Origin of the sequence: Serratia ureilytica (assembly GCF_013375155.1) — a bacterium.
Taxonomy (GTDB): domain Bacteria; phylum Pseudomonadota; class Gammaproteobacteria; order Enterobacterales; family Enterobacteriaceae; genus Serratia; species Serratia ureilytica.
Genome location: NZ_JABXOF010000008.1, coordinates 278,853 through 296,801 on the forward strand (window position 1 = coordinate 278,853; position 17,949 = coordinate 296,801).

Genomic DNA, 17,949 nt, shown 5'->3' on the forward strand with positions numbered 1-17,949 from the left:
GCGCGTTAAATTGAAGAGAGAATATTAACATTGTTCGCAACATTGTTCTGCGTTCCGTCGTGACTTGTGTCAAGCAAACGCAATTAAATTTCGCCTGTTTTTCACTACTTATCGTTAAAATCTGCCGGTCATTTCACTTTTATCGAGCTTTGTCGTTTTTTTATACATATCACGTATTGCTAAAAATAAACGCGCTGGTAATCTGGCGGTGTTTTGCAGCAGTAAAAACAATAATCAGTGGCACGCTGGCCAATCTCATTGCGCCGGCAGATAAATATAAGCAGGAATAATAATGAGCAAAATCGCGCTGTTGTTTGCGATGCTTGTTTCTATGCCGATGATCACGGCCTGCAGCGCCAGCGAGCAGGTACCCGAAGCGCCGGTAGTTAAACAGCAATTATTGGGGTCGCCGGTCTATATTCAGATCTTCAAAGAGGAACGCAAGCTGGAATTGTATGCCAAAATGGGCAATGAATTCCGCTTGGTCAATACGTTCCCGATCTGTAATTTCTCCGGCGGGCTGGGTCCTAAACGTCGTGAAGGCGACTTTAAAAGTCCGGAAGGCTTTTATAGCGTTGACGCGCGCCATCTGAAACCCGACAGCAAGTATTATCGGGCGATCAATATCGGTTTCCCTAATGATTACGATAAGTCGCAGGGCTATTCCGGCGCTTATCTGATGATCCACGGCGAATGTAAATCGATCGGCTGTTACGCGATGACCAACACCTATATGGATGAGATCTATCGCTACGTCGAAGCCGCCTTCGCCTATGGCCAAAGCCGCGTCGACATCAGCATCTACCCGTTCCGCATGACCGAACAGAACCTGAAGCGCCATGCGTCATCCAGCTATATCGCCTTCTGGCGCCAGCTGAAGCCGGGCTATGATTACTTCGCGAAGAACCACCAGCCGCCGATGATGACCGTGGACAACGGCCAGTATGTGCTGGGTCAACCGTTGATGAGCAGCGGCCAGATGACGCAGTACGCGTCAACCAGCCCGACGCCCAACACCAATCCCTTCGCTCAGAACAAGCCGCTCACCGAAGTGAAATAACGCGAACTCGCCTGGCTCAATCTTGTGCCAGGTTTCGTTGGCGGTCAGCGGTTGGGTGGCGATCACCGTGACCACATCGTTCGGTGTGGTCTGCTGCTGAAAATCGATCTCCACGTCCTGATCCAGTAGCGTCGCCTTGCCGAACGGCGCGCGGCGCGTGATCCAATACAGGTTGGTGGAGCAATAGGCCATCACGAAGCGCCCGTCCGACAACAGCATGTTAAATACCCCTTTCTTGCGCAGCTGGCTCGCCAACAGGCCGATATAGCGGAACACCGCCGGCCACTGGCTCGGGGTGCGCGGGTATTTCAACGCCAGCTGATGCAGCAGCCAGCAAAACGCGTATTCGCTGTCGGTCTGGCCGACCGGGCGAAACGTGCCGGTATCCAGCTGGCGATAGCCTTTCAATTGGCCGTTGTGCGCGTAGGTCCAGTTGCGGCCCCACAGTTCGCGGGTGAACGGATGGGTGTTTTCCAGCGCCACTTCGCCGCGGTTGGCCTGGCGAATATGGGACACCACCGCGCAAGACTTGATCGGATAGTCCTGCACCAGGCGGGCGATCGGCGAGTTGAAGCTCGGCTGCGGATCCTTGAATGTGCGGCAGCCGTTCCCTTCATAGAAGGTAATGCCCCAGCCATCCTTATGCGGCCCGGTGCGGCCGCCGCGCTGTACCAGGCCGGTAAAGCTGAAGCAGATATCGGTCGGTACGTTTGCGCTCATCCCGAGCAGTTCACACATCGCCAGCACTCCTTAACCACACTGACATACGCTGTGCGGGCGCGGCATGCATGCGGCGCCCGCTGTCTTATTCCTGGGGGAGCCGCAGCCCCCCGAAGGCTATCAAGCCTTAACCATCTCTTTTTCGATCAGCTGAATCAAGATGTGAATCGCTTTGATGTGGATTTCCTGAATGCGATCGGCGTAGCCGAAGTGCGGCACACGGATTTCCACATCGGCGGAACCCGCCATTTTGCCGCCGTCCTTGCCGGTCAGGGTGATCACTTTCATCCCCTTGGCGCGCGCCGCGTCGATGGCCTTGATGATGTTGCCGGAGTTGCCGGAGGTGGAAATACCCAGCAGCACGTCGCCTTCGCGGCCCACCGCTTCCACATAGCGGGAGAACACATACTCATAGCCGAAGTCGTTGCTGACGCAGGACAGATGGCTCACGTCCGAGATGGCAATCGCCGGGTAGCCCGGGCGGTTTTCACGGTAGCGGCCGGTCAGCTCTTCGGCGAAATGCATCGCGTCGCAATGGGAACCGCCGTTGCCGCAGGAGATCACTTTACCGCCGGCTTTGAAGGAGTCCGCCAGCAGCACCGCCGCGCGTTGGATGGCGTCGATGTTGGCGTCGTCATTGATAAATTTCGCCAGGGTATCAGCCGCTTCGTTCAGTTCACTGCGAATAAGGTCGTGGTACATGAGGAACCTCTTGTTATCGTCAAATCTTCCGCTCCGCAGTGTACCGGATCGCGGAAACAGCGAGAAGCATTCTCAGCCAAACAGCGCGCCGGTTAAGGAAGCGGAGAGGTTTTTGATGATTGGTGCTGTCAGTTTGTGACCTGAGTTGTAATTAAACTGTAAACGCATTGATAAAAATTCTGGCTTGTACTAAAACCTATTACATACACACAACAGGTCAGACCTCTTACTACTTCGGAGCTTCTTATGATGGTTCTTAGTATTGTCGTTTTACTGGCTCTCCTCGGCGTGGTGTTCTACCACCGAGTGAACCTTACCCTCAGCAGCCTGATCCTGGTGGCGTACACCGCCGCCATGGGCGCGATCGGCCTGTGGAGCTTCTGGCTGTTGCTGCCGCTGGCGATCGTGCTGCTGCCGCTGAACCTTTCCTCTGTGCGTCGCTCTCTGCTCTCCGCGCCGGCGCTGCGCGCCTTCCGCAAGGTGATGCCGCCGATGTCCACCACCGAGAAGGAAGCGATCGACGCGGGCACCACCTGGTGGGAAGGCGATCTGTTCCGCGGCGCGCCGGACTGGAACAAGCTGCACAGCTACCCGAAACCGCGCCTGACGGAAGAAGAGCAGGCGTTTATCGACGGCCCGGTGGAAGAAGCCTGCCGCATGGCCAACGACTTCCAGATCACTCACGAACTGGCCGATCTGCCGCCTGAACTCTGGGCGTACCTGAAAGAACACCGTTTCTTCGCGATGATCATCAAGAAAGAGTACGGCGGTCTGGAATTCTCCCCATACGCTCAGGCGATGGTGCTGCAAAAACTGGCCGGCGTTTCCGGCATCCTGGCGATCACCGTCGGCGTGCCGAACTCCCTCGGCCCAGGCGAACTGCTGCAGCATTACGGTACCGAAGAACAGAAAAACCACTATCTGCCGGGCCTGGCGCGCGGCGACGAGATCCCTTGCTTCGCGCTGACCAGCCCGGAAGCGGGTTCCGATGCCGGTGCCATTCCAGACGTGGGCACCGTGTGCATGGGCGAATGGCAAGGCAAGCAGGTGCTGGGCATGCGCCTGACCTGGAACAAGCGCTACATCACGCTGGCGCCGGTCGCCACCGTACTGGGTTTAGCATTCAAACTGCATGACCCGAACCGCCTGCTGAGCGACAACGAATCCCCGGGCATCACCTGTGCGCTGATCCCGACCAGCACGCCGGGCGTGGAAATCGGCAACCGCCACTTCCCGCTGAACGTGCCGTTCCAGAACGGCCCGACCCGCGGCACCGACGTGTTCGTGCCGATCGATTACATCATCGGCGGCCCGAAAATGGCCGGCCAGGGCTGGCGCATGCTGGTTGAATGCCTGTCGGTCGGTCGCGGCATCACCCTGCCGTCCAACTCCACCGGCAGCCTGAAATCCATCGCCCTGGCGACCGGCGCCTACGCGCACATTCGCCGTCAGTTCAAGATCTCCATCGGTAAAATGGAAGGGATCGAAGAGCCGTTGGCGCGCATCGCCGGCAACACCTATGTGATGGACGCCGCCGCTTCGCTGATCACCTACGCGCTGGTGCAGGGCGAGAAACCGGCCGTGCTGTCGGCCATCGTCAAATACCACTGTACGCACCGCGGCCAGCAGTCGATCGTTGACGCCATGGACATCGCCGGCGGTAAAGGCATTATGCTGGGCGAATCCAACTTCCTGGCTCGCGCTTATCAGGGCGCACCGATCGCCATCACGGTGGAAGGCGCGAACATCCTGACCCGCACCATGATGATCTTCGGTCAGGGCGCGATCCGCTGCCATCCTTATGTGCTGGATGAAATGGCGGCGGCGCAGAACAACGATCTGAACGCCTTCGATAAATCGCTGTTCGGCCACCTGGGCCACGTCGGCAGCAACAAGGTACGCAGCTTCTGGCTGGGCCTGACCAACGGCCGCACCAGCGCCACGCCGACCAAGGACGCGACCCGTCGTTACTATCAGCAGTTGAACCGCCTGAGCGCCAACCTGGCGTTGCTGTCGGACGTTTCCATGGGCGTGCTGGGCGGCAGCCTGAAGCGCCGCGAGCGCATCTCCGCTCGCCTGGGGGATATCCTCAGCCAGATGTACCTGGCTTCCGCCGTGCTGAAACGCTTTGACGACGAAGGCCGTCAGAAAGAAGATCTGCCGCTGGTACATTGGGGCGTGCAAGACAGCCTGCATAAAGCCGAACAGGCGCTGGATGATCTGCTGCGCAACTTCCCGAACCGCTTTATCGCCGGCACGCTGCGCTTCGTGGTCTTCCCGTTCGGCCGCGTGCATACCGCTCCGTCCGATCGCCTGGATCATCAGCTGGCCAAGATCCTGCAGGTGCCTTCCGCCACCCGCAGCCGTCTGGGACGCGGCCAGTACCTGACGCCGAGCGAGCATAACCCAATAGGCCTGCTGGAAGCGGCGCTGGCCGACGTGATGGCCGCCGAGCCGATTCACGAACGTCTGTGCAAGGCGGCCGGCAAAAACCTGCCGTTCACCCGTCTGGATCGTTTGGCGGAGCGCGCGCTGGAAGAAGGCAAGATCAGCGCCGACGAAGCGAAGATCCTGGTGAAAGCCGAAGAGAGCCGCCTGCGCTCCATCAACGTGGACGACTTTGCGCCGGATGCGCTGGCGGCCGCCAAGCCGGAAAAGCCGGCGGCGCAGTCTAAGCGCCAACAGCAGACCGAAGCGGCTTAACGCCAATTCCTACTCCACGCATCCAAGGGGCGATCATCATCGCCCCTTTTTCTTTTCTTGCATCACGAACTGCGCACCGCGCCGCAGGTTGGCGCAACGGCGGATTTCACGGGAAGGAAGTTCGGGTAGACTGCGCAGCGGGTGCTCTGGATCTTTCTGTCCGGAGCCTTGGCAAAGGAGAGAAAGAGAAAGGCCCCGAGTCGATATTATCAACCCGAGGCCACTCTGATGCCAAGCAACATCAGGTTAGCCTCTTACCCGCCGCAAGGCAAGGATAGGGAGGTCAAAAATGCAGCAAAAACGGGTCGTGCTTAAGCTGGTGATCGTCTGTATGACGCTGATCGCGTTCATCTGGCTAACCCGCGGTTCGCTGTGCGAACTGCGCATCAGGTTGGGAGACTCGGAGGTTGCGGCCACTTTGGCTTACGAATCCGAACGGTAAGGCAACCCAACGGCGGGGTTCGCCCCGCCCGTTGGCTGATGGTGTCAGGCAGGATCCACGAGCACCCGCCTTTTCAGCCGCTGACCGTCAGCTTGTCATAACCGCGCAGGCGGTAATTCACCACCGACACCAGCCAGCAGAAAATGAACACGGCGATCACCCAATAGCCCATCTCCCCCAGATGATCGTTGAGCCGCGCCACGGCGTCCCACAGCGGGCCGGACAGCGCCAGCTTGTCGGCGATAAGTCCGAGCGCTTCGATGCCGCCGATAAACACCGCGATGATCACCGACGCCGCCGTGATGGTCATGTTGTAGTACAGTTTGCGGATCGGTTTGGAGAACGCCCAGCCGTAAGCGCCAATCATCACGAAGTTGTCGATGGAGTCGATCAGCGCCATGCCGGCGGCGAACAGCGCCGGGAACAGCATGATGCTCCACAGGTTCATGCCGTGGCCGGCACCGGCAGCCGAAATCCCCAGCAACCCGACCTCGGTGGCGGTGTCGAAGCCCAGGCCAAACAAGAAGCCCACCAGGTACATGTGCCAGCTCTGATTCACCAGCCTGAACAGCGGGCGGAAGCAGCGCGCCAGCGCACCGCCGCCGCTCATCAACAGATCCAGCGATTGATGCGCAGGCAGCTCGCCCGCCTTCACCTGCCGGAAAGCGCGCCACACGGAGATCAGCACCAGCAGGTTGATAAAGGCCACCGTCAGCAGAAACAGCGCGGACACCAGCGTGCCGATCAAACCGCCGGTTTCGTGAAACCAGCCCATCTGTCGGCTGAACATCATCGCCGTGGCGGCAATGGCGGCCGAGGCCAGCACCACGATGGTCGAGTGGCCGAGCGAGAAGAAGGTGCCGACCGCCACCGGCGTTTTGCCCTGTTGCATCAGCTTGCGGGTCACGTTGTCGATCGCGGCGATGTGATCGGCATCCACCGCATGACGCAGACCAAAACTGTAGGCCAGCAAGGCGGTACCCATCAGCGCCGCATTGTCTTTGAACACCGCCAGCGCCAGCAGCCAGACAACGACGTTGACCGCCACCAGCCCCAGCAGCAAGGATACCGCCCGACGCCGGGCCGCGCCATGCAATCCTTCGGAAATTACCGCCATACCCACACTCCCGTATTCTCGTTATGTTGAAATCAATGGATTAGCGCCGCGCCGCGATCACCGCCGGATTGGCGCTCAAAAACACCCAGGACGCGATCACGAACGGCATGGTCAACGACGGCATCCCCAGCGGAGCCAGCAAGGTATTGAAAGCCCCCTGCGCCAGCACCGTGAAAATCACGCCGAGCAGCGTATAGATCAGCACCCGCCGGCCGGGCGGGTTGAAGACGGAACCCAGCGCCACCGCCGTCAGCACCGCGCTGAAAGCATATAGCCCGGCGAAGACCGCCTGCGGATCGGCGCCGATCGCCAGCGCGGTGATCACCGCCAGCAAGGCGCCGAAAAAACCCAGCGCCATCGCGTGCGGCGACGAAACCGCCAGCCCGAGCAACAGCAGCACGCCGCCGCTCACGCTGCTGCACAAAAAGACCTGGGAGACGCCGTGCAACGCACCGCTCAACACCTCCGCCAGGTCGGGATGCGGGTTGAACACCGCGCCGTCGGCCGGGATGGCCGCCGGCGGCAACCGCACATGCCGCAGATGGCTGAACGGGTAGCTGGCCAGCAGCACCGTCCAGGTGGTCAGCACGAAAGGCGCGGTCAGCGCCGCGATCTTCCAGGTACGCAGCAGCCGATTGAGGCCGACGGTGACGATCACCGAGATCGCGCTGCTGAAGATCACGCCGATCCACAGCCAGACAGAGGGCAGCAAAAAAGTCGGCAGCGCGGCGCCGACCAGGCAGCCGTTGTAGCCATAGAGACCGGTGCGCAACGCTGCGCGATCGTCCACCAACCACGCCGCGCTGAGCGTCGCCGCCGCCGTACCCAGCAGGCAGCCGAAGGCCACCTGCGGCAGCCCCTCTTCCCAGGCGCCCACGAAAATGGCGATGAAAAACAATAATCCGGTCAAAGGGTTATTTTGAAACATCACCTGCGAACAGCCGCGCAGCACCGCATCCGTCACCGCCGCTATTCGGCTGCGGGCGCACAACGCCGCCCAACTCCACTTTGTCGTCATGACCGCTTCCCGCTGCAGACTAGCGCCAGATAAAAGGCTCGGGCAGCGTCACGCCCAGGATTTCCTCCCGGGCGACGCGCCAGAAAGCGCGAATCGCCGCCTTCACCTGGCGCGCCTCTTTGCCCAAAGCCTTAAAGATCAGCCCGCACTCATTGGGCAACCGGCTGACGCCGCTGGCGATCCCCTCAGCCTCGTCATAGCGGGGCGCGATGCGATCGAGGATCCGCTGATGATGCTCGGGCGGCGTCAGCAGGATCACATTGCCGAACACATCGAACGGCCCCATCACGCCGACCCCATTCAGCGGATGTTTATGCGGTTCCAGCACATAGCGCTCGACAAACAGCGTGTTGCCCTCGGGGCGACAGGCGCTGATGCGCGAAGAGTAAACGTCGAATCTGAAACCGCGATCCGCCTGATGGTGTTTGCGTCCCGACATCAGGATCTCGCCATAGAGCAGCGTCGCCGTGGGGTGCAGCGTAATGCGGGTATCGGTAATGAAGCGCGAGCCGCAGTGAGGGATCACCGGATCGGGCATCATCTCCAGATAGCTGCCCTCTTCGAGCGTCAGCGTCTGCATCTGCGCCGCGTAGTTATTTTCCATGGCGTGGATCTTGGTCGCCGATTGAGTGGTGACATGCCCGCAGGCCCGGGGGGCGACCTGCACCTCGAGCGTCAGGCGATCGCCCTGCAAGATGCAGCCCGAGGTGGAGATGACGAATACGCACGGCATCTGCGGCAGCGCCTCGTCCCAATACAGCGCCCGCTGCACCAGAAATGGCACGCGCCGCTCCATTTGCCGCAGCACGCTACGATGCCCGTTCAGCGCGAACCCCAGCCGCAGATAGCCGGTTTTGCCCACGCCGCCGCTGGCCATCTGCGGCGGTTCGTCCTGGTAGGCGGCCAACTCCGGCGCGTCGGCGCCGAGTTGCGCCACGCGCCTCGCCGCTTCGCTGACGGCCGTCATAACGCCGCCGACGGCGCGTGGGTGAACAGGAAATCACGCATGATCATGTCCACCAGTTCGTCGATGCCTTCGCCAGTTTTGCAGTTGGTGAGGATATAAGGCCGCTCGCCGCGCACCACGCGCGTATCGTGTTCCATCACCGCCAGGCTGGCGCCGACGTACGGCGCCAAATCGATTTTGTTGATCACCAGGATGTCGGCCTGAACCAGGCCCGGGCCATTTTTGCGCGGGATCTTTTCCCCTTCGGCGACGTCGATAACGTAGATGTAAAAGTCCGCCAGCGCCGGGCTGAAGGTCAACGTCAGGTTATCGCCGCCGCTCTCGATCATCACCACGTCGCTGTCCGGGAAACGGGCCTCCATCTCCTCCACCGCGGCGATATTCATGCTCGGATCCTCGCGCACCGCGGTATGCGGGCAGGCGCCGGTTTCCACGCCCAGAATTTTCTCCTCGTCGAGGATCCCCTTGAGCGTGCGCTTGACCTGTTTGGCGTCTTCGGTAGTGACGATGTCGTTGGTGATGATTAACGGGCTGATGCCCCGTTCGATCAGGCGCGGCGTAATGACTTCGATAATCGCGGTCTTGCCCGAGCCTACCGGGCCGCCGATGCCAATGCGGGTAATTTTCTTCACTCTGCTCGTTCCTTTATCATTAGTTGCTGAACAGTCGGGTAAATGCGCCGACGTGCAGCGCGGCCAGGACGTCGGTCACCGGCGCGTAAGAGGCCATTTGTTCAACGCCGCCGCGTTCGGCTTCGTCACAAAAAACGTCGATGTCCCGGTTGAGTTGAAACAGGATGCGTTGGGTGTCGATATGGGTGACGCGCATCAGGCGCATGGCGGCGCTGAGAATGGTCATCGCCACGCCGTACTGATGCATCACCGCCACCTCGCGCGGCCCCGCGCCCAGCGCCGTCATCACTACCGCCTGCGTCACCGGATAGGTGCCGGCGGCGCGGCCGGTTTTGATCTGCTCAAGCCACCAGACCACCTGGGGCTCATCACAGATGGCCGCCGTCATTTCCGCCAGCTTCTTTCCCATCCTCACCACCATGCTGCGGCCTTCTTCATTCAGCTTGCGGTTGAACAGCGCCCAGTCGTGCCCGATAACCGCCTCGCGATCGCCCCCCTGCAGCGCCCGGCAGGCCGCCGCGACCGCCCGGCCGTCGCCGCCCGCCGCCTGTTGCAAAGCGGTGCGGGTGAACGATTTCAGCGTGTCGACATCGCGCACGATGCCGGCCTGGATCGCCGACTCGACGCCATTGGAAAAGGCAAACGCCCCCACCGGCAGCACCGAGTCGGCAAACTGCAGGATGCGAATCAGCTGAACAGCGTTCATTTCAATTTGATCACATGCTGACCGAGGAATGGGCTGTCAACATGCACATGGGTGGCGGAATCCTCCGCGCCGCCGAACAGCAGGCGCGCTTCGGGCTGGGTCAGATGCGGCAAAATGCTTTCACCCTTCACGAACGAATAAGGCAGCGCATGAAAGCCGTGGGTTTTCATCACCGAATCCATCACCTTGGTCGCCACCGTCAGCGGAATAAAGATGCGATCGCCCTTGATGACTGACTTCCAGTGCTGATTGCCCAGCGCATGCCCCAATTCGAACGCGGTCTTCAGCACCGTAGCCATATCGGTCGCCAGCAGCGACTCAAGATGGATTACCATCACATCGCGCAGGTTCATCTGCACCACCACCGCGCTGTGGTTCGCTTCGTCCCAAAGCAGCACATCGCCGTCGGCCAGCACCTGGTGACGATCGAGGGAAATGCCGAGATCCTGACCATCGCGGGTGGTTTTGCGGCACCGGCTTTTCTGCGCCTCCCACTGCGAAAGCGCCAGCACGTCCAGCGAGGCGTGTTGCAAGCGCTCACGCCAGTCGGCATCCCGTTTGATATTGCCGAGTATCTTTTCAATCACGATCATGAGCGGCGGTTCCTAGCTGAAGAAGTAGCGTTGATTAAGCACGGCGGTGGCGATCGGTTTCACCGTGGCGTGTTCGCCGTTGACCTTGACGGCGAAGGTTTCGGGATCCACCTCGATGTGCGGCGTTTCCGCATTGCGCACCATGTCCTGCTTGGAGATCGCGCGGCAGTTATGCACTGCCATCACCTGCCGCTCCAGCCCCAGTTTCTCTTTGATGCCGTCGTGCAATGCCGCGCCGGAGACGAAGGTGACGCAGGTTTCCTGCAGCGATTTGCCCATGGCGCCGAACATCGGTCGGTAGAACGTGGGCTGCGGCGTCGGCAACGACGCGTTGGGATCGCCCATCACCGCCCAGTTAATCATCCCGCCCTTGATCACCAGCTTCGGCTTGGCACCGAAGAAGCGCGGCTCCCACAGCACCAGATCGGCCATCTTGCCGACCTCGACCGAACCCAGCACGTGGCTGATGCCCTGCGCGATCGCCGGGTTGATGGTGATCTTCGCCACGTAGCGCAGCACGCGGAAGTTATCGTGTTCCGCCGCATCTTCCGGCAGCTTGCCGCGCGCGGCTTTCATCGCGTGTGCCGTCTGCATCACCCGCAGCCAGTTTTCGCCAACCCGCCCCATCGCCTGGGAGTCGCTGGAAAACATCGACAGCACGCCCATGTCGTGCAGCACGTTTTCCGCGGCGATGGTTTCCGGCCGCACCCGGCTTTCGGAAAACGCCACGTCGGCCGGCACATTGGGGTTGAGGTTGTGGCACACCATGATCATGTCGAACAGTTCGGCCTGACTGTTGATGCCGAACGGCAGCGTGGGGTTGGTGGAGCTCGGCAAGACGTTCATCTGCGCGGCGACCTTGATGATATCCGGCGAGTGCCCGCCGCCGGCGCCTTCGGTGTGGAAGGTGTGGATAGTGCGCCCTTCGAAGGCGTCGATGGTGTCCTCGACGTAGCCGCCCTCGTTCAGACTGTCGGTATGCACCGCCACCTGAATATCCATGTCGTCGGCCACCCGCAGCGCGTGGCGCAGCGCGGAGTTGGTGGCGCCCCAGTCCTCATGCACCTTCAGCCCGGCCACGCCGGCGGCGATTTGTTCGACCAGCGGCGCAGCGTGCGAAGCGTGCCCCTTGCCGAGCATTCCCACGTTGACCGGCATGTTCTCGAAGGCGCGCAGCATGCGGTGGATATGCCAAGGCCCGGCGGTCACCGTGGTGCCGTTGGAACCGTCGGTCGGCCCGACGCCGCCGCCGAAGAAGGTCGTCACGCCGTTGGAGAGCGCATGTGCGGCCTGATGCGGCGAAATGAAATGAATGTGCGTATCGATGCCGGCGGCGGTCAGGATCAGGTGTTCGCCCGAGATGGCGTCGGTGCTGACCCCCACCACCATGCCGGGCGTGACGCCGTTCATCATCGCCGGGTTGCCGCTTTTGCCAATGCCGGCGATCAGGCCGTTTTTAATGCCGACGTCCGCCTTGATCACCCCTTGCCGGGCGTCCAGAATGGTCACATTGGTAATGACCAGATCCAACACATTGTCGCTGGTTAATCGGTTATCGGCGCCCATGCCGTCGCGCAGCGACTTACCGCCGCCGTAGACCGATTCCTCACCGTAACCGCGCAGATCTTTTTCTATTTCAATAAACAGTTGCGTATCGCCCAAGCGAATTTTATCGCCGGTGGTCGGGCCGAACAGCCCGGCATATTCCTGCCTGGAGATCGTTGGCATGCTTTATTCCTCGTCCGTCTTGATGGGCGCCTGATCGCGGTTTTTATAACCCAGCTCAATAGCTCGCTTTACATCTATAGTTTTCTTTACTCTTTCACCGGCGGCTACCGGGCTGTCGCCCGCCCAACCGTCCACCAGATTATTAAAACCATAAACCGTTTGCTTGCCGCCGATGGCAATAAGCGCCACCTCGATTTCATCGCCGGGCTCAAAACGGATCGCCGTCGTGGCGGTGATATTTAACCGTTTGCCAAAGGCGGCAGCGCGATCGAACTGCAGCGCTTTGTTGGCTTCGAAGAAATGAAAGTGTGAGCCGACCTGAATAGGCCTGTCGCCGGTATTGCGCACCGTTAAAATAACCGTCTCGCGATCTTCATTGAAGGTGATGGGACTTTCGGACAGGATATAGCCGCCTGGCGGCACGTGCTTTTCTTTGTCATGCTTTTTCATCGAAATACCTGTGCTGATAAGATTCGTCCATGGGATTCAGGAAGGCCATCGGCGCTTATTGAATAGGATCGTGCACCGTCACCAGGCGGCTGCCGTCGCTGAATATCGCCTCGACCTGCACATGCGGGATCAAGTCCGCCACGCCGTCCATGACGTCATCGCGGCTCAAAACCTGCCGCGTGTCGTTCATGACTTCTTCCAGCGTTTTTCCCTCGCGGGCGCCCTCCAGCGCCGCGGTGGTAATAATGGCCACCGCCTCGGGATAATTAAGCTTTATCCCTCTGGATTTTCGTTTTAATGCGACGTCAGCCAGGGTATAGACCATCAGCTTTTCGATTTCTCTTGGCGTTAATTGCATGGAGCACTCCGATCTCGATAGAAATAATCAGACAAAGTGAGGCCAAAGGTTACTTATAGTTAATAACCTTGCGTTATTTATTTACGATTGCCCGACACTCGAATAATCTAGGGGGTAATATTGAGATAATCAACCCGCTGCTTTATTCAAACCCAAGCATGAGTTATCCCATTTCTTAAAAAAGTAACGGCGACGTGATAGTTTTTATCGATAAAAAGTCTTTTTTCATCTTCCCACCCCCACAATAAAACGATCAAAAAAAGAACGAATGGCGTTTTTTTTATTTTAATCACCGTCATGAAAGCCAGATAAATAAGCACTGTCCTTATGGATGGCGTTAATATTAAAGACATGTAACCAACGGTCATAAAATATAATTAAATTTACAAATAAGACGCGAGTGAAAATACCTTTTTAGTTAAAAACAATTTATCTATTCTGTTACTGATGCCAATAAGTTATTAAAAAAAAACCCGGCCGCAGCCGGGTTTGCCTCATTACTGTCGGGCTCTTCAGCCTTGCTGACGAATGCGCGCCAACAGCGCGTCGATATGCTCGATCTGCGGCGCATTGACGATCAGCGTGCGCCCCAAACCCAGCGCATGACGCTGACAGTCGAGGCGCATGTCGGCGTCGGCGATGCTGTCCAGATCGGCGACGTGCGCCAGGCCGATAGTGCGCCGAATCAGCTCTGTGCCGCAGTACCCTACCGCATCAGTCCAGACCTGCTGCAGGAACTGCTCGGCGTAACCCGGCGTCGCCAGCGCCGCATCGCGGCTTTGCTGATGGCACAGCGCCAGGAAACGATCGGCAAAGATCAGCCACAGCTCGCGCACATCCTGCAGACGCTGCTCGCGCCCGGCGGCGGCGTCGCGCGGCCCGTACAGCCCAGGCTGGCCGCAATAGTTGAGCAGCAGATTGCCTAACGCAGTGCCGACATCAAAACCGATCGGGCCGTAGAAACCGAATTCAGCGTCGATCGCTTTCAATCGTCCTTCCGCCACGAAAATTGAACCGCTGTGGATATCCCCGTGCAACAACGCCTCCGCCTTGCTGAGAAAGCGGTGTTTCAGGCCGGCCACCGCCAGCTTCAGCGGCACATCCTCACGCAACGCCTGCACCTGCGGCAACAGCGCCGCCTCGAACTGATTGCGCTCATGGTCGATATAGGGATCGGTAAAGAACAGATCTTCGGTGATCTGGCACAGTTCGGGGTTGGTGAAGCGGCTGACTTCCGCTTTTTTCTGCTGCGCCGACTGATAAAAATCGGAGGTGTGGAACAGCGTTTGCGCCAGGTATTCCGCCAGCTGACCGGCCGCCAGCGGATGATAGTTCCCCTGCACCAGTTCGCTGCGCCAGATGCGATGGTCGGAGAGATCTTCTTGCACCATCACCGCCAACTCGGGATCGTGGTGCAGGACTTTTACCGTATGTCGCGGGCAGAAACCGCCGTGGATCAACAGCGTTTCCGCTTCGATGCGCGCCCGATCCAGCGTCAGCGGCCAGGATTCGCCCACGCAGCGCACGTACGGCAACGCCTGTTTGACGATCACCCGGCTCACGCCTTCGCGATCGCGGATCTTGAACACCAGGTTCAGGTTGCCGTCGCCGATCTCGTCGGCGCTCACCAGCGCTTGCGGATCGGCCACCTGCCCGTATTGGCGGGCATATTCAACGGCATCGGCAGCCGTAAACGTACGATAAAGCGACATTCCCCAACCCCTCTGTTCTCTCTCGCTGCCCCCAGCGATTCTGTTTATTTAGACGTAAAAGCATTTGGACGTCTATACATCTGGAAGTCATGTTGGCAGAATAGCGTTTCAGATGCAATAACCTCGCAACAAGGAATTAACCGCCGATGCAAGCGCTTAACACCACCAGTTTGACCCTGCGGGACAACCGCCTTTGGATCCTCGATCAGCAAGCCCTGCCGCAGGAAAAGCGGTGGCGCGCCTGCGACAGCGTGGAGGAGTTGGTCGGGCACATTCACAGCCTGCGGGTGCGCGGCGCGCCGCTGATCGGGCTGTCCGCCAGCCTGCTGTTGGCGCTGCTGGCGGAACGCGGTGTGCCACGCGCCGAGCTGGAACAGGCGCTGCACACGCTACGCGCCGCCCGCCCGACGGCGGTTAACCTGATGAACAATCTGGATTGCATGAAGCTGGCGCTGGCGGAGCCGGACTGGGCGCCGGCGATGGTGAACGAAGCGCTGCGGCTGGTGGAGGAAGATCGCCGGCTGTGCGATCGCATCGCCGATCACGGCGCTGGGCTGGTCAAGCCCGGCAGCCGCCTGCTGACCCACTGCAATACCGGCGGGTTGGCCACCGCCGGCGTCGGCACCGCCATCGGCGTGCTGCTGCACGCCCACCAGCAGGGCAAAGTGCAACAGGTATGGGTTGATGAAACCCGGCCGCTGCTGCAGGGCGGCCGTCTGACCGCCTGGGAACTGGGCGAGCTGGGCATTCCCTATCGTCTGATCTGCGATTCGATGGCCGCCAGCCTGATGGCGCAGGGCCAGGTCGATGCGGTGTGGGTCGGCGCGGATCGCATCGCCGCCAACGGCGACGTCGCCAACAAGATTGGCACCTACAGCCTGGCGGTGCTGGCGCACTACCATAGCATTCCATTCTATGTGGCTGCCCCGCATACCACCCACGATCCGCACTGTCCGGACGGCGCCGCCATCCCGATCGAGCAACGCGCGGCGGCCGAAGTCACCGGCGTTTCAGGCAGTTTCGGCGCCTGCCAGTGGGCGCCGGCCGATGCGCCGGTCTGCAATCCGGCGTTCGACGTCACGCCGGCCAAGCTTATCAGCGGGTGGGTGTTCGACAGCGGCGTGATCACGCCGCAGCAGGTTGAAGCGGGGATTTTCCAGCGGGCGCTGGGTTAACGCCCGCCGGTTGACGATCAGTCCAGACGCGGATAGGCATCGGCGATCGTGTCGCCGGTGAAATGCGCCACCCAGCCTTCCGGGTTGTCAAATACCCGGATCGCGGTAAAGTGCGGCGCCGAGCCCATATCGAACCAGTGACGGGTGTTGGCCGGCACTGAGATCAGATCGTTCTTTTCGCACAGGATCTGGAAGATCTTGCCGTCCAGATGCAGGCAAAACAGCCCCGCCCCTTCAACGAAAAAGCGCACTTCATCCTCGCCGTGCGTGTGTTCGGACAGGAATTTTTCGCGCAGCGCCTGACGCTGCTCGTGGTCCGGCCGCATGCTGATCACGTCCCAACTCTGGTAGCCCTTTTCCGCCACCAGCCGGTCGATCTCATGCTGGTAGGCGGCGATCACCGCCTCCGGCTGCGGGTTGTCGCCCAACTCGCGATCCGCCTGCCAACGCTCAAAGCGCACGCCGATCTGCGCCAGCTGGCGCTGGATTTCCTGCGCGTCGCGGCTCTGCCACAGCGGCTGCTGCGGTGCTGTATCACTGAAAATGGTCAATCCACTCATGAGACAAACTCCCCTAAATCGATGTGATCAAAACGGCTGACCTGCGGATGCCGGCTCTGTGCGTCCGCCTCATCGCGGATCAGCTGGCAGGTATGCCAGCCGGCGGCCTGCGCGGCGTCCAGCTCCTGGTGAATATCGGACAGGAACAGCAGTTCGTCGGGCGCGATGCCGATAGCCTGCGCGATGTTGCGGTACGACGCGGTTTCACGCTTGGCGCCGACGCGGGTGTCGAAATAGCCGCTGAACAGCGGCTGCAGATCGCCGGCGTCGCTGTGGCCGAACAGCAGCTTCTGCGCCTCCACCGAACCGGAGGAATAAACGTAAAGCTTCAGCCCCTGGCGCTGCCAGGCAGCCAACTGCCCGGCGACCTCCGGATAAAGATGTCCGCGGAAGTCGCCCTCGCGATAGCCGCTGCGCCAGATGATGCCCTGCAGCGCCTTGAGCGCGGTGGATTTGCGATCTTCATCCATAAAGCGATACAGCGCGGCGATCAGCGCATCGAGATCCGCCTGCGGCTGGTCAATTTCAGCGCGCAGCGCCGCCAACGGCGCGGCGACTTCGCTCTCCGTGGCGTGACGGCGTACAAAATCCGCCAGCCGCTCGCGGGCATAGGGAAACAGCACCTGATGCACGAAGCGAATATCGCTGGTGGTGCCTTCAATATCGGTCACGATAGCGCGGATCATTTCGCCTCCAGCAAGCGACGTTGCAGTTCACACTGGAACAGGAATTCCAGCCCTTCGAGATGGCGGCGGGCTTCCGCCACCTGACCTCCCCAGCAATAGAGACCGTGGCCGCGCACCAGAAAACCGTACTGCAGCGGCGTGACCTCGGCATAGGCCGCGACGCGCGACGCCAGCCGGGGAATGTCCTGATCGTTATCGAAAATGGGGATCGCCACGCTGTCCAGGTGGCTGCGCTGACCGGCGAGCGACTTTTGCATTTCGTACCCCTGCAGCACCAACGCATCGCCGCGTTCCACCCGCGACAACACGGTGGCGTTGACGGAATGGGTATGCAACACCGCGCCAAAGTGCGGGTACAAGCGATAGAGCAGCGTATGCAGCCCGGTTTCCGCCGACGGCGTACGGCCGCTCGGCACGTGATTGTCAGCGATATCCACCCGCAGAAAATCGGCGGCGCTCAGACTCCCTTTGTCTTTGCCGGACTCGGTGACCAGGCACTGGCGTTCGTCGAGGCGCAGCGACATGTTGCCGCCGGTCGCCGGACACCAGCCTTTGTCGCCAATCCAGTGGCAGGCCGCCAGTAATGCGGTAAGTTGCGGATTCTCCGTCATTGTTATCGT

19 protein-coding genes are annotated in these 17,949 nt (G+C 60.2%); 4 read left to right on the forward strand and 15 right to left on the reverse strand.

Annotation, left to right across the window (positions count from 1 at the left end; translation table 11 throughout):
- Window positions 1–292 precede the first annotated feature (292 nt).
- Window positions 293–1,060, forward strand: a complete 768-nt coding sequence (dpaA, locus tag HWW83_RS16575; RefSeq protein ID WP_033641973.1) for a peptidoglycan meso-diaminopimelic acid protein amidase — start codon at window positions 293–295, stop codon at window positions 1,058–1,060.
- Here dpaA and HWW83_RS16580 read toward each other — a convergent pair.
- Together HWW83_RS16580 and lpcA are read right to left on the reverse strand one after the other, a co-directional pair.
- Complete coding sequence (locus HWW83_RS16580; RefSeq protein WP_019454310.1) at window positions 995–1,798, reverse strand: class II glutamine amidotransferase; 804 nt, start codon at window positions 1,796–1,798, stop codon at window positions 995–997. The genes dpaA and HWW83_RS16580 overlap by 66 nt on opposite strands.
- 102 nt (window positions 1,799–1,900) lie before the next feature.
- Window positions 1,901–2,482, reverse strand: a complete 582-nt coding sequence (gene lpcA, locus HWW83_RS16585) for a D-sedoheptulose 7-phosphate isomerase (protein WP_004930220.1) — start codon at window positions 2,480–2,482, stop codon at window positions 1,901–1,903.
- A gap of 246 nt (window positions 2,483–2,728) precedes the next feature.
- On the opposite strand from lpcA, the gene fadE reads away from it, so the two are divergent.
- Window positions 2,729–5,185 carry an acyl-CoA dehydrogenase FadE gene (gene fadE, locus HWW83_RS16590; RefSeq protein WP_176589432.1) on the forward strand — a complete coding sequence of 819 codons (2,457 nt, stop codon included), beginning with the start codon at window positions 2,729–2,731 and terminating at the stop codon, window positions 5,183–5,185.
- A 289-nt stretch (window positions 5,186–5,474) separates the two neighbouring features.
- The gene (locus HWW83_RS16595; RefSeq protein ID WP_004930217.1) at window positions 5,475–5,627 is read left to right on the forward strand and encodes a Hok/Gef family protein; all 153 of its coding nucleotides are present in this window, start codon (window positions 5,475–5,477) and stop codon (window positions 5,625–5,627) included.
- A 73-nt stretch (window positions 5,628–5,700) separates the two neighbouring features.
- Here HWW83_RS16595 and HWW83_RS16600 read toward each other — a convergent pair whose 3' ends face one another.
- From HWW83_RS16600 to mtnK, 10 genes are all read right to left on the reverse strand, one after another.
- A complete protein-coding gene (locus HWW83_RS16600; protein ID WP_046688284.1) occupies window positions 5,701–6,744 on the reverse strand; it encodes a HoxN/HupN/NixA family nickel/cobalt transporter in 1,044 nt (347 codons plus the stop codon).
- 40 nt (window positions 6,745–6,784) lie between these two features.
- Window positions 6,785–7,762, reverse strand: coding sequence for an urea transporter (gene yut / locus HWW83_RS16605; RefSeq protein WP_176589433.1), 978 nt, complete (start codon window positions 7,760–7,762; stop codon window positions 6,785–6,787).
- Window positions 7,763–7,781: 19 nt separating this feature from the next.
- Window positions 7,782–8,729 carry an urease accessory protein UreD gene (locus tag HWW83_RS16610; RefSeq protein ID WP_033651014.1) on the reverse strand — a complete coding sequence of 316 codons (948 nt, stop codon included), beginning with the start codon at window positions 8,727–8,729 and terminating at the stop codon, window positions 7,782–7,784.
- Complete coding sequence (gene ureG, locus HWW83_RS16615; protein WP_033651013.1) at window positions 8,726–9,361, reverse strand: urease accessory protein UreG; 636 nt, start codon at window positions 9,359–9,361, stop codon at window positions 8,726–8,728. The genes HWW83_RS16610 and ureG overlap by 4 nt, the downstream gene beginning before the upstream one ends.
- Before the next feature lie 19 nt (window positions 9,362–9,380).
- Entirely contained in the window at window positions 9,381–10,067 is a 687-nt protein-coding gene (locus tag HWW83_RS16620; protein ID WP_042783734.1) for an urease accessory protein UreF, read from the reverse strand.
- On the reverse strand, window positions 10,064–10,660 hold the full coding sequence (locus HWW83_RS16625) for an urease accessory protein UreE (RefSeq protein WP_176589434.1): 597 nt from the start codon (window positions 10,658–10,660) through the stop codon (window positions 10,064–10,066). The genes HWW83_RS16620 and HWW83_RS16625 overlap by 4 nt, the downstream gene beginning before the upstream one ends.
- A gap of 12 nt (window positions 10,661–10,672) precedes the next feature.
- On the reverse strand, window positions 10,673–12,388 hold the full coding sequence (locus HWW83_RS16630) for an urease subunit alpha (RefSeq protein WP_176589435.1): 1,716 nt from the start codon (window positions 12,386–12,388) through the stop codon (window positions 10,673–10,675).
- A gap of 3 nt (window positions 12,389–12,391) precedes the next feature.
- Window positions 12,392–12,838 carry an urease subunit beta gene (locus tag HWW83_RS16635; protein WP_033641965.1) on the reverse strand — a complete coding sequence of 149 codons (447 nt, stop codon included), beginning with the start codon at window positions 12,836–12,838 and terminating at the stop codon, window positions 12,392–12,394.
- 55 nt (window positions 12,839–12,893) lie between these two features.
- Window positions 12,894–13,196, reverse strand: a complete 303-nt coding sequence (locus tag HWW83_RS16640; protein WP_025160087.1) for an urease subunit gamma — start codon at window positions 13,194–13,196, stop codon at window positions 12,894–12,896.
- 512 nt (window positions 13,197–13,708) lie between these two features.
- The gene (gene mtnK / locus HWW83_RS16645) at window positions 13,709–14,908 is read right to left on the reverse strand and encodes an S-methyl-5-thioribose kinase (protein ID WP_176589436.1); all 1,200 of its coding nucleotides are present in this window, start codon (window positions 14,906–14,908) and stop codon (window positions 13,709–13,711) included.
- Between the two features lie 146 nt (window positions 14,909–15,054).
- On the opposite strand from mtnK, the gene mtnA reads away from it, so the two are divergent.
- Entirely contained in the window at window positions 15,055–16,083 is a 1,029-nt protein-coding gene (gene mtnA, locus HWW83_RS16650; protein ID WP_176589437.1) for an S-methyl-5-thioribose-1-phosphate isomerase, read from the forward strand.
- A 17-nt stretch (window positions 16,084–16,100) separates the two neighbouring features.
- Here the strand turns inward: mtnA and HWW83_RS16655 are convergent, their stop codons facing one another.
- From HWW83_RS16655 to HWW83_RS16665, 3 genes are read right to left on the reverse strand one after another with little or no spacing between them, the layout of a single operon-like run.
- A complete protein-coding gene (locus tag HWW83_RS16655) occupies window positions 16,101–16,643 on the reverse strand; it encodes a 1,2-dihydroxy-3-keto-5-methylthiopentene dioxygenase (protein ID WP_033641961.1) in 543 nt (180 codons plus the stop codon).
- Window positions 16,640–17,329, reverse strand: a complete 690-nt coding sequence (gene mtnC, locus HWW83_RS16660) for an acireductone synthase (RefSeq protein WP_046688277.1) — start codon at window positions 17,327–17,329, stop codon at window positions 16,640–16,642. Before mtnC ends, HWW83_RS16655 begins: the two co-directional genes overlap by 4 nt.
- Window positions 17,326–17,940, reverse strand: coding sequence for a methylthioribulose 1-phosphate dehydratase (locus tag HWW83_RS16665; protein WP_176589438.1), 615 nt, complete (start codon window positions 17,938–17,940; stop codon window positions 17,326–17,328). The genes mtnC and HWW83_RS16665 overlap by 4 nt, the downstream gene beginning before the upstream one ends.
- Between the last annotated feature and the right edge of the window lie 9 nt (window positions 17,941–17,949).

Excerpts from the sequence above, each read along its gene's own strand:
- dpaA (WP_033641973.1), top strand. The coding sequence starts at position 293 with ATGAGCAAAATCGCGCTGTTGTTTGCGATGCTTGTTTCTATGCCGATG.
- HWW83_RS16580 (WP_019454310.1), bottom strand. The coding sequence starts at position 1,798 with ATGTGTGAACTGCTCGGGATGAGCGCAAACGTACCGACCGATATCTGC.
- lpcA (WP_004930220.1), bottom strand. The coding sequence starts at position 2,482 with ATGTACCACGACCTTATTCGCAGTGAACTGAACGAAGCGGCTGATACC.
- fadE (WP_176589432.1), top strand. The coding sequence starts at position 2,729 with ATGATGGTTCTTAGTATTGTCGTTTTACTGGCTCTCCTCGGCGTGGTG.
- HWW83_RS16595 (WP_004930217.1), top strand. The coding sequence starts at position 5,475 with ATGCAGCAAAAACGGGTCGTGCTTAAGCTGGTGATCGTCTGTATGACG.
- HWW83_RS16600 (WP_046688284.1), bottom strand. The coding sequence starts at position 6,744 with ATGGCGGTAATTTCCGAAGGATTGCATGGCGCGGCCCGGCGTCGGGCG.
- yut (WP_176589433.1), bottom strand. The coding sequence starts at position 7,762 with ATGACGACAAAGTGGAGTTGGGCGGCGTTGTGCGCCCGCAGCCGAATA.
- HWW83_RS16610 (WP_033651014.1), bottom strand. The coding sequence starts at position 8,729 with ATGACGGCCGTCAGCGAAGCGGCGAGGCGCGTGGCGCAACTCGGCGCC.
- HWW83_RS16620 (WP_042783734.1), bottom strand. The coding sequence starts at position 10,067 with ATGAACGCTGTTCAGCTGATTCGCATCCTGCAGTTTGCCGACTCGGTG.
- HWW83_RS16625 (WP_176589434.1), bottom strand. The coding sequence starts at position 10,660 with ATGATCGTGATTGAAAAGATACTCGGCAATATCAAACGGGATGCCGAC.
- HWW83_RS16630 (WP_176589435.1), bottom strand. The coding sequence starts at position 12,388 with ATGCCAACGATCTCCAGGCAGGAATATGCCGGGCTGTTCGGCCCGACC.
- HWW83_RS16635 (WP_033641965.1), bottom strand. The coding sequence starts at position 12,838 with ATGAAAAAGCATGACAAAGAAAAGCACGTGCCGCCAGGCGGCTATATC.
- HWW83_RS16640 (WP_025160087.1), bottom strand. The coding sequence starts at position 13,196 with ATGCAATTAACGCCAAGAGAAATCGAAAAGCTGATGGTCTATACCCTG.
- mtnK (WP_176589436.1), bottom strand. The coding sequence starts at position 14,908 with ATGTCGCTTTATCGTACGTTTACGGCTGCCGATGCCGTTGAATATGCC.
- mtnA (WP_176589437.1), top strand. The coding sequence starts at position 15,055 with ATGCAAGCGCTTAACACCACCAGTTTGACCCTGCGGGACAACCGCCTT.
- HWW83_RS16655 (WP_033641961.1), bottom strand. The coding sequence starts at position 16,643 with ATGAGTGGATTGACCATTTTCAGTGATACAGCACCGCAGCAGCCGCTG.
- mtnC (WP_046688277.1), bottom strand. The coding sequence starts at position 17,329 with ATGATCCGCGCTATCGTGACCGATATTGAAGGCACCACCAGCGATATT.
- HWW83_RS16665 (WP_176589438.1), bottom strand. The coding sequence starts at position 17,940 with ATGACGGAGAATCCGCAACTTACCGCATTACTGGCGGCCTGCCACTGG.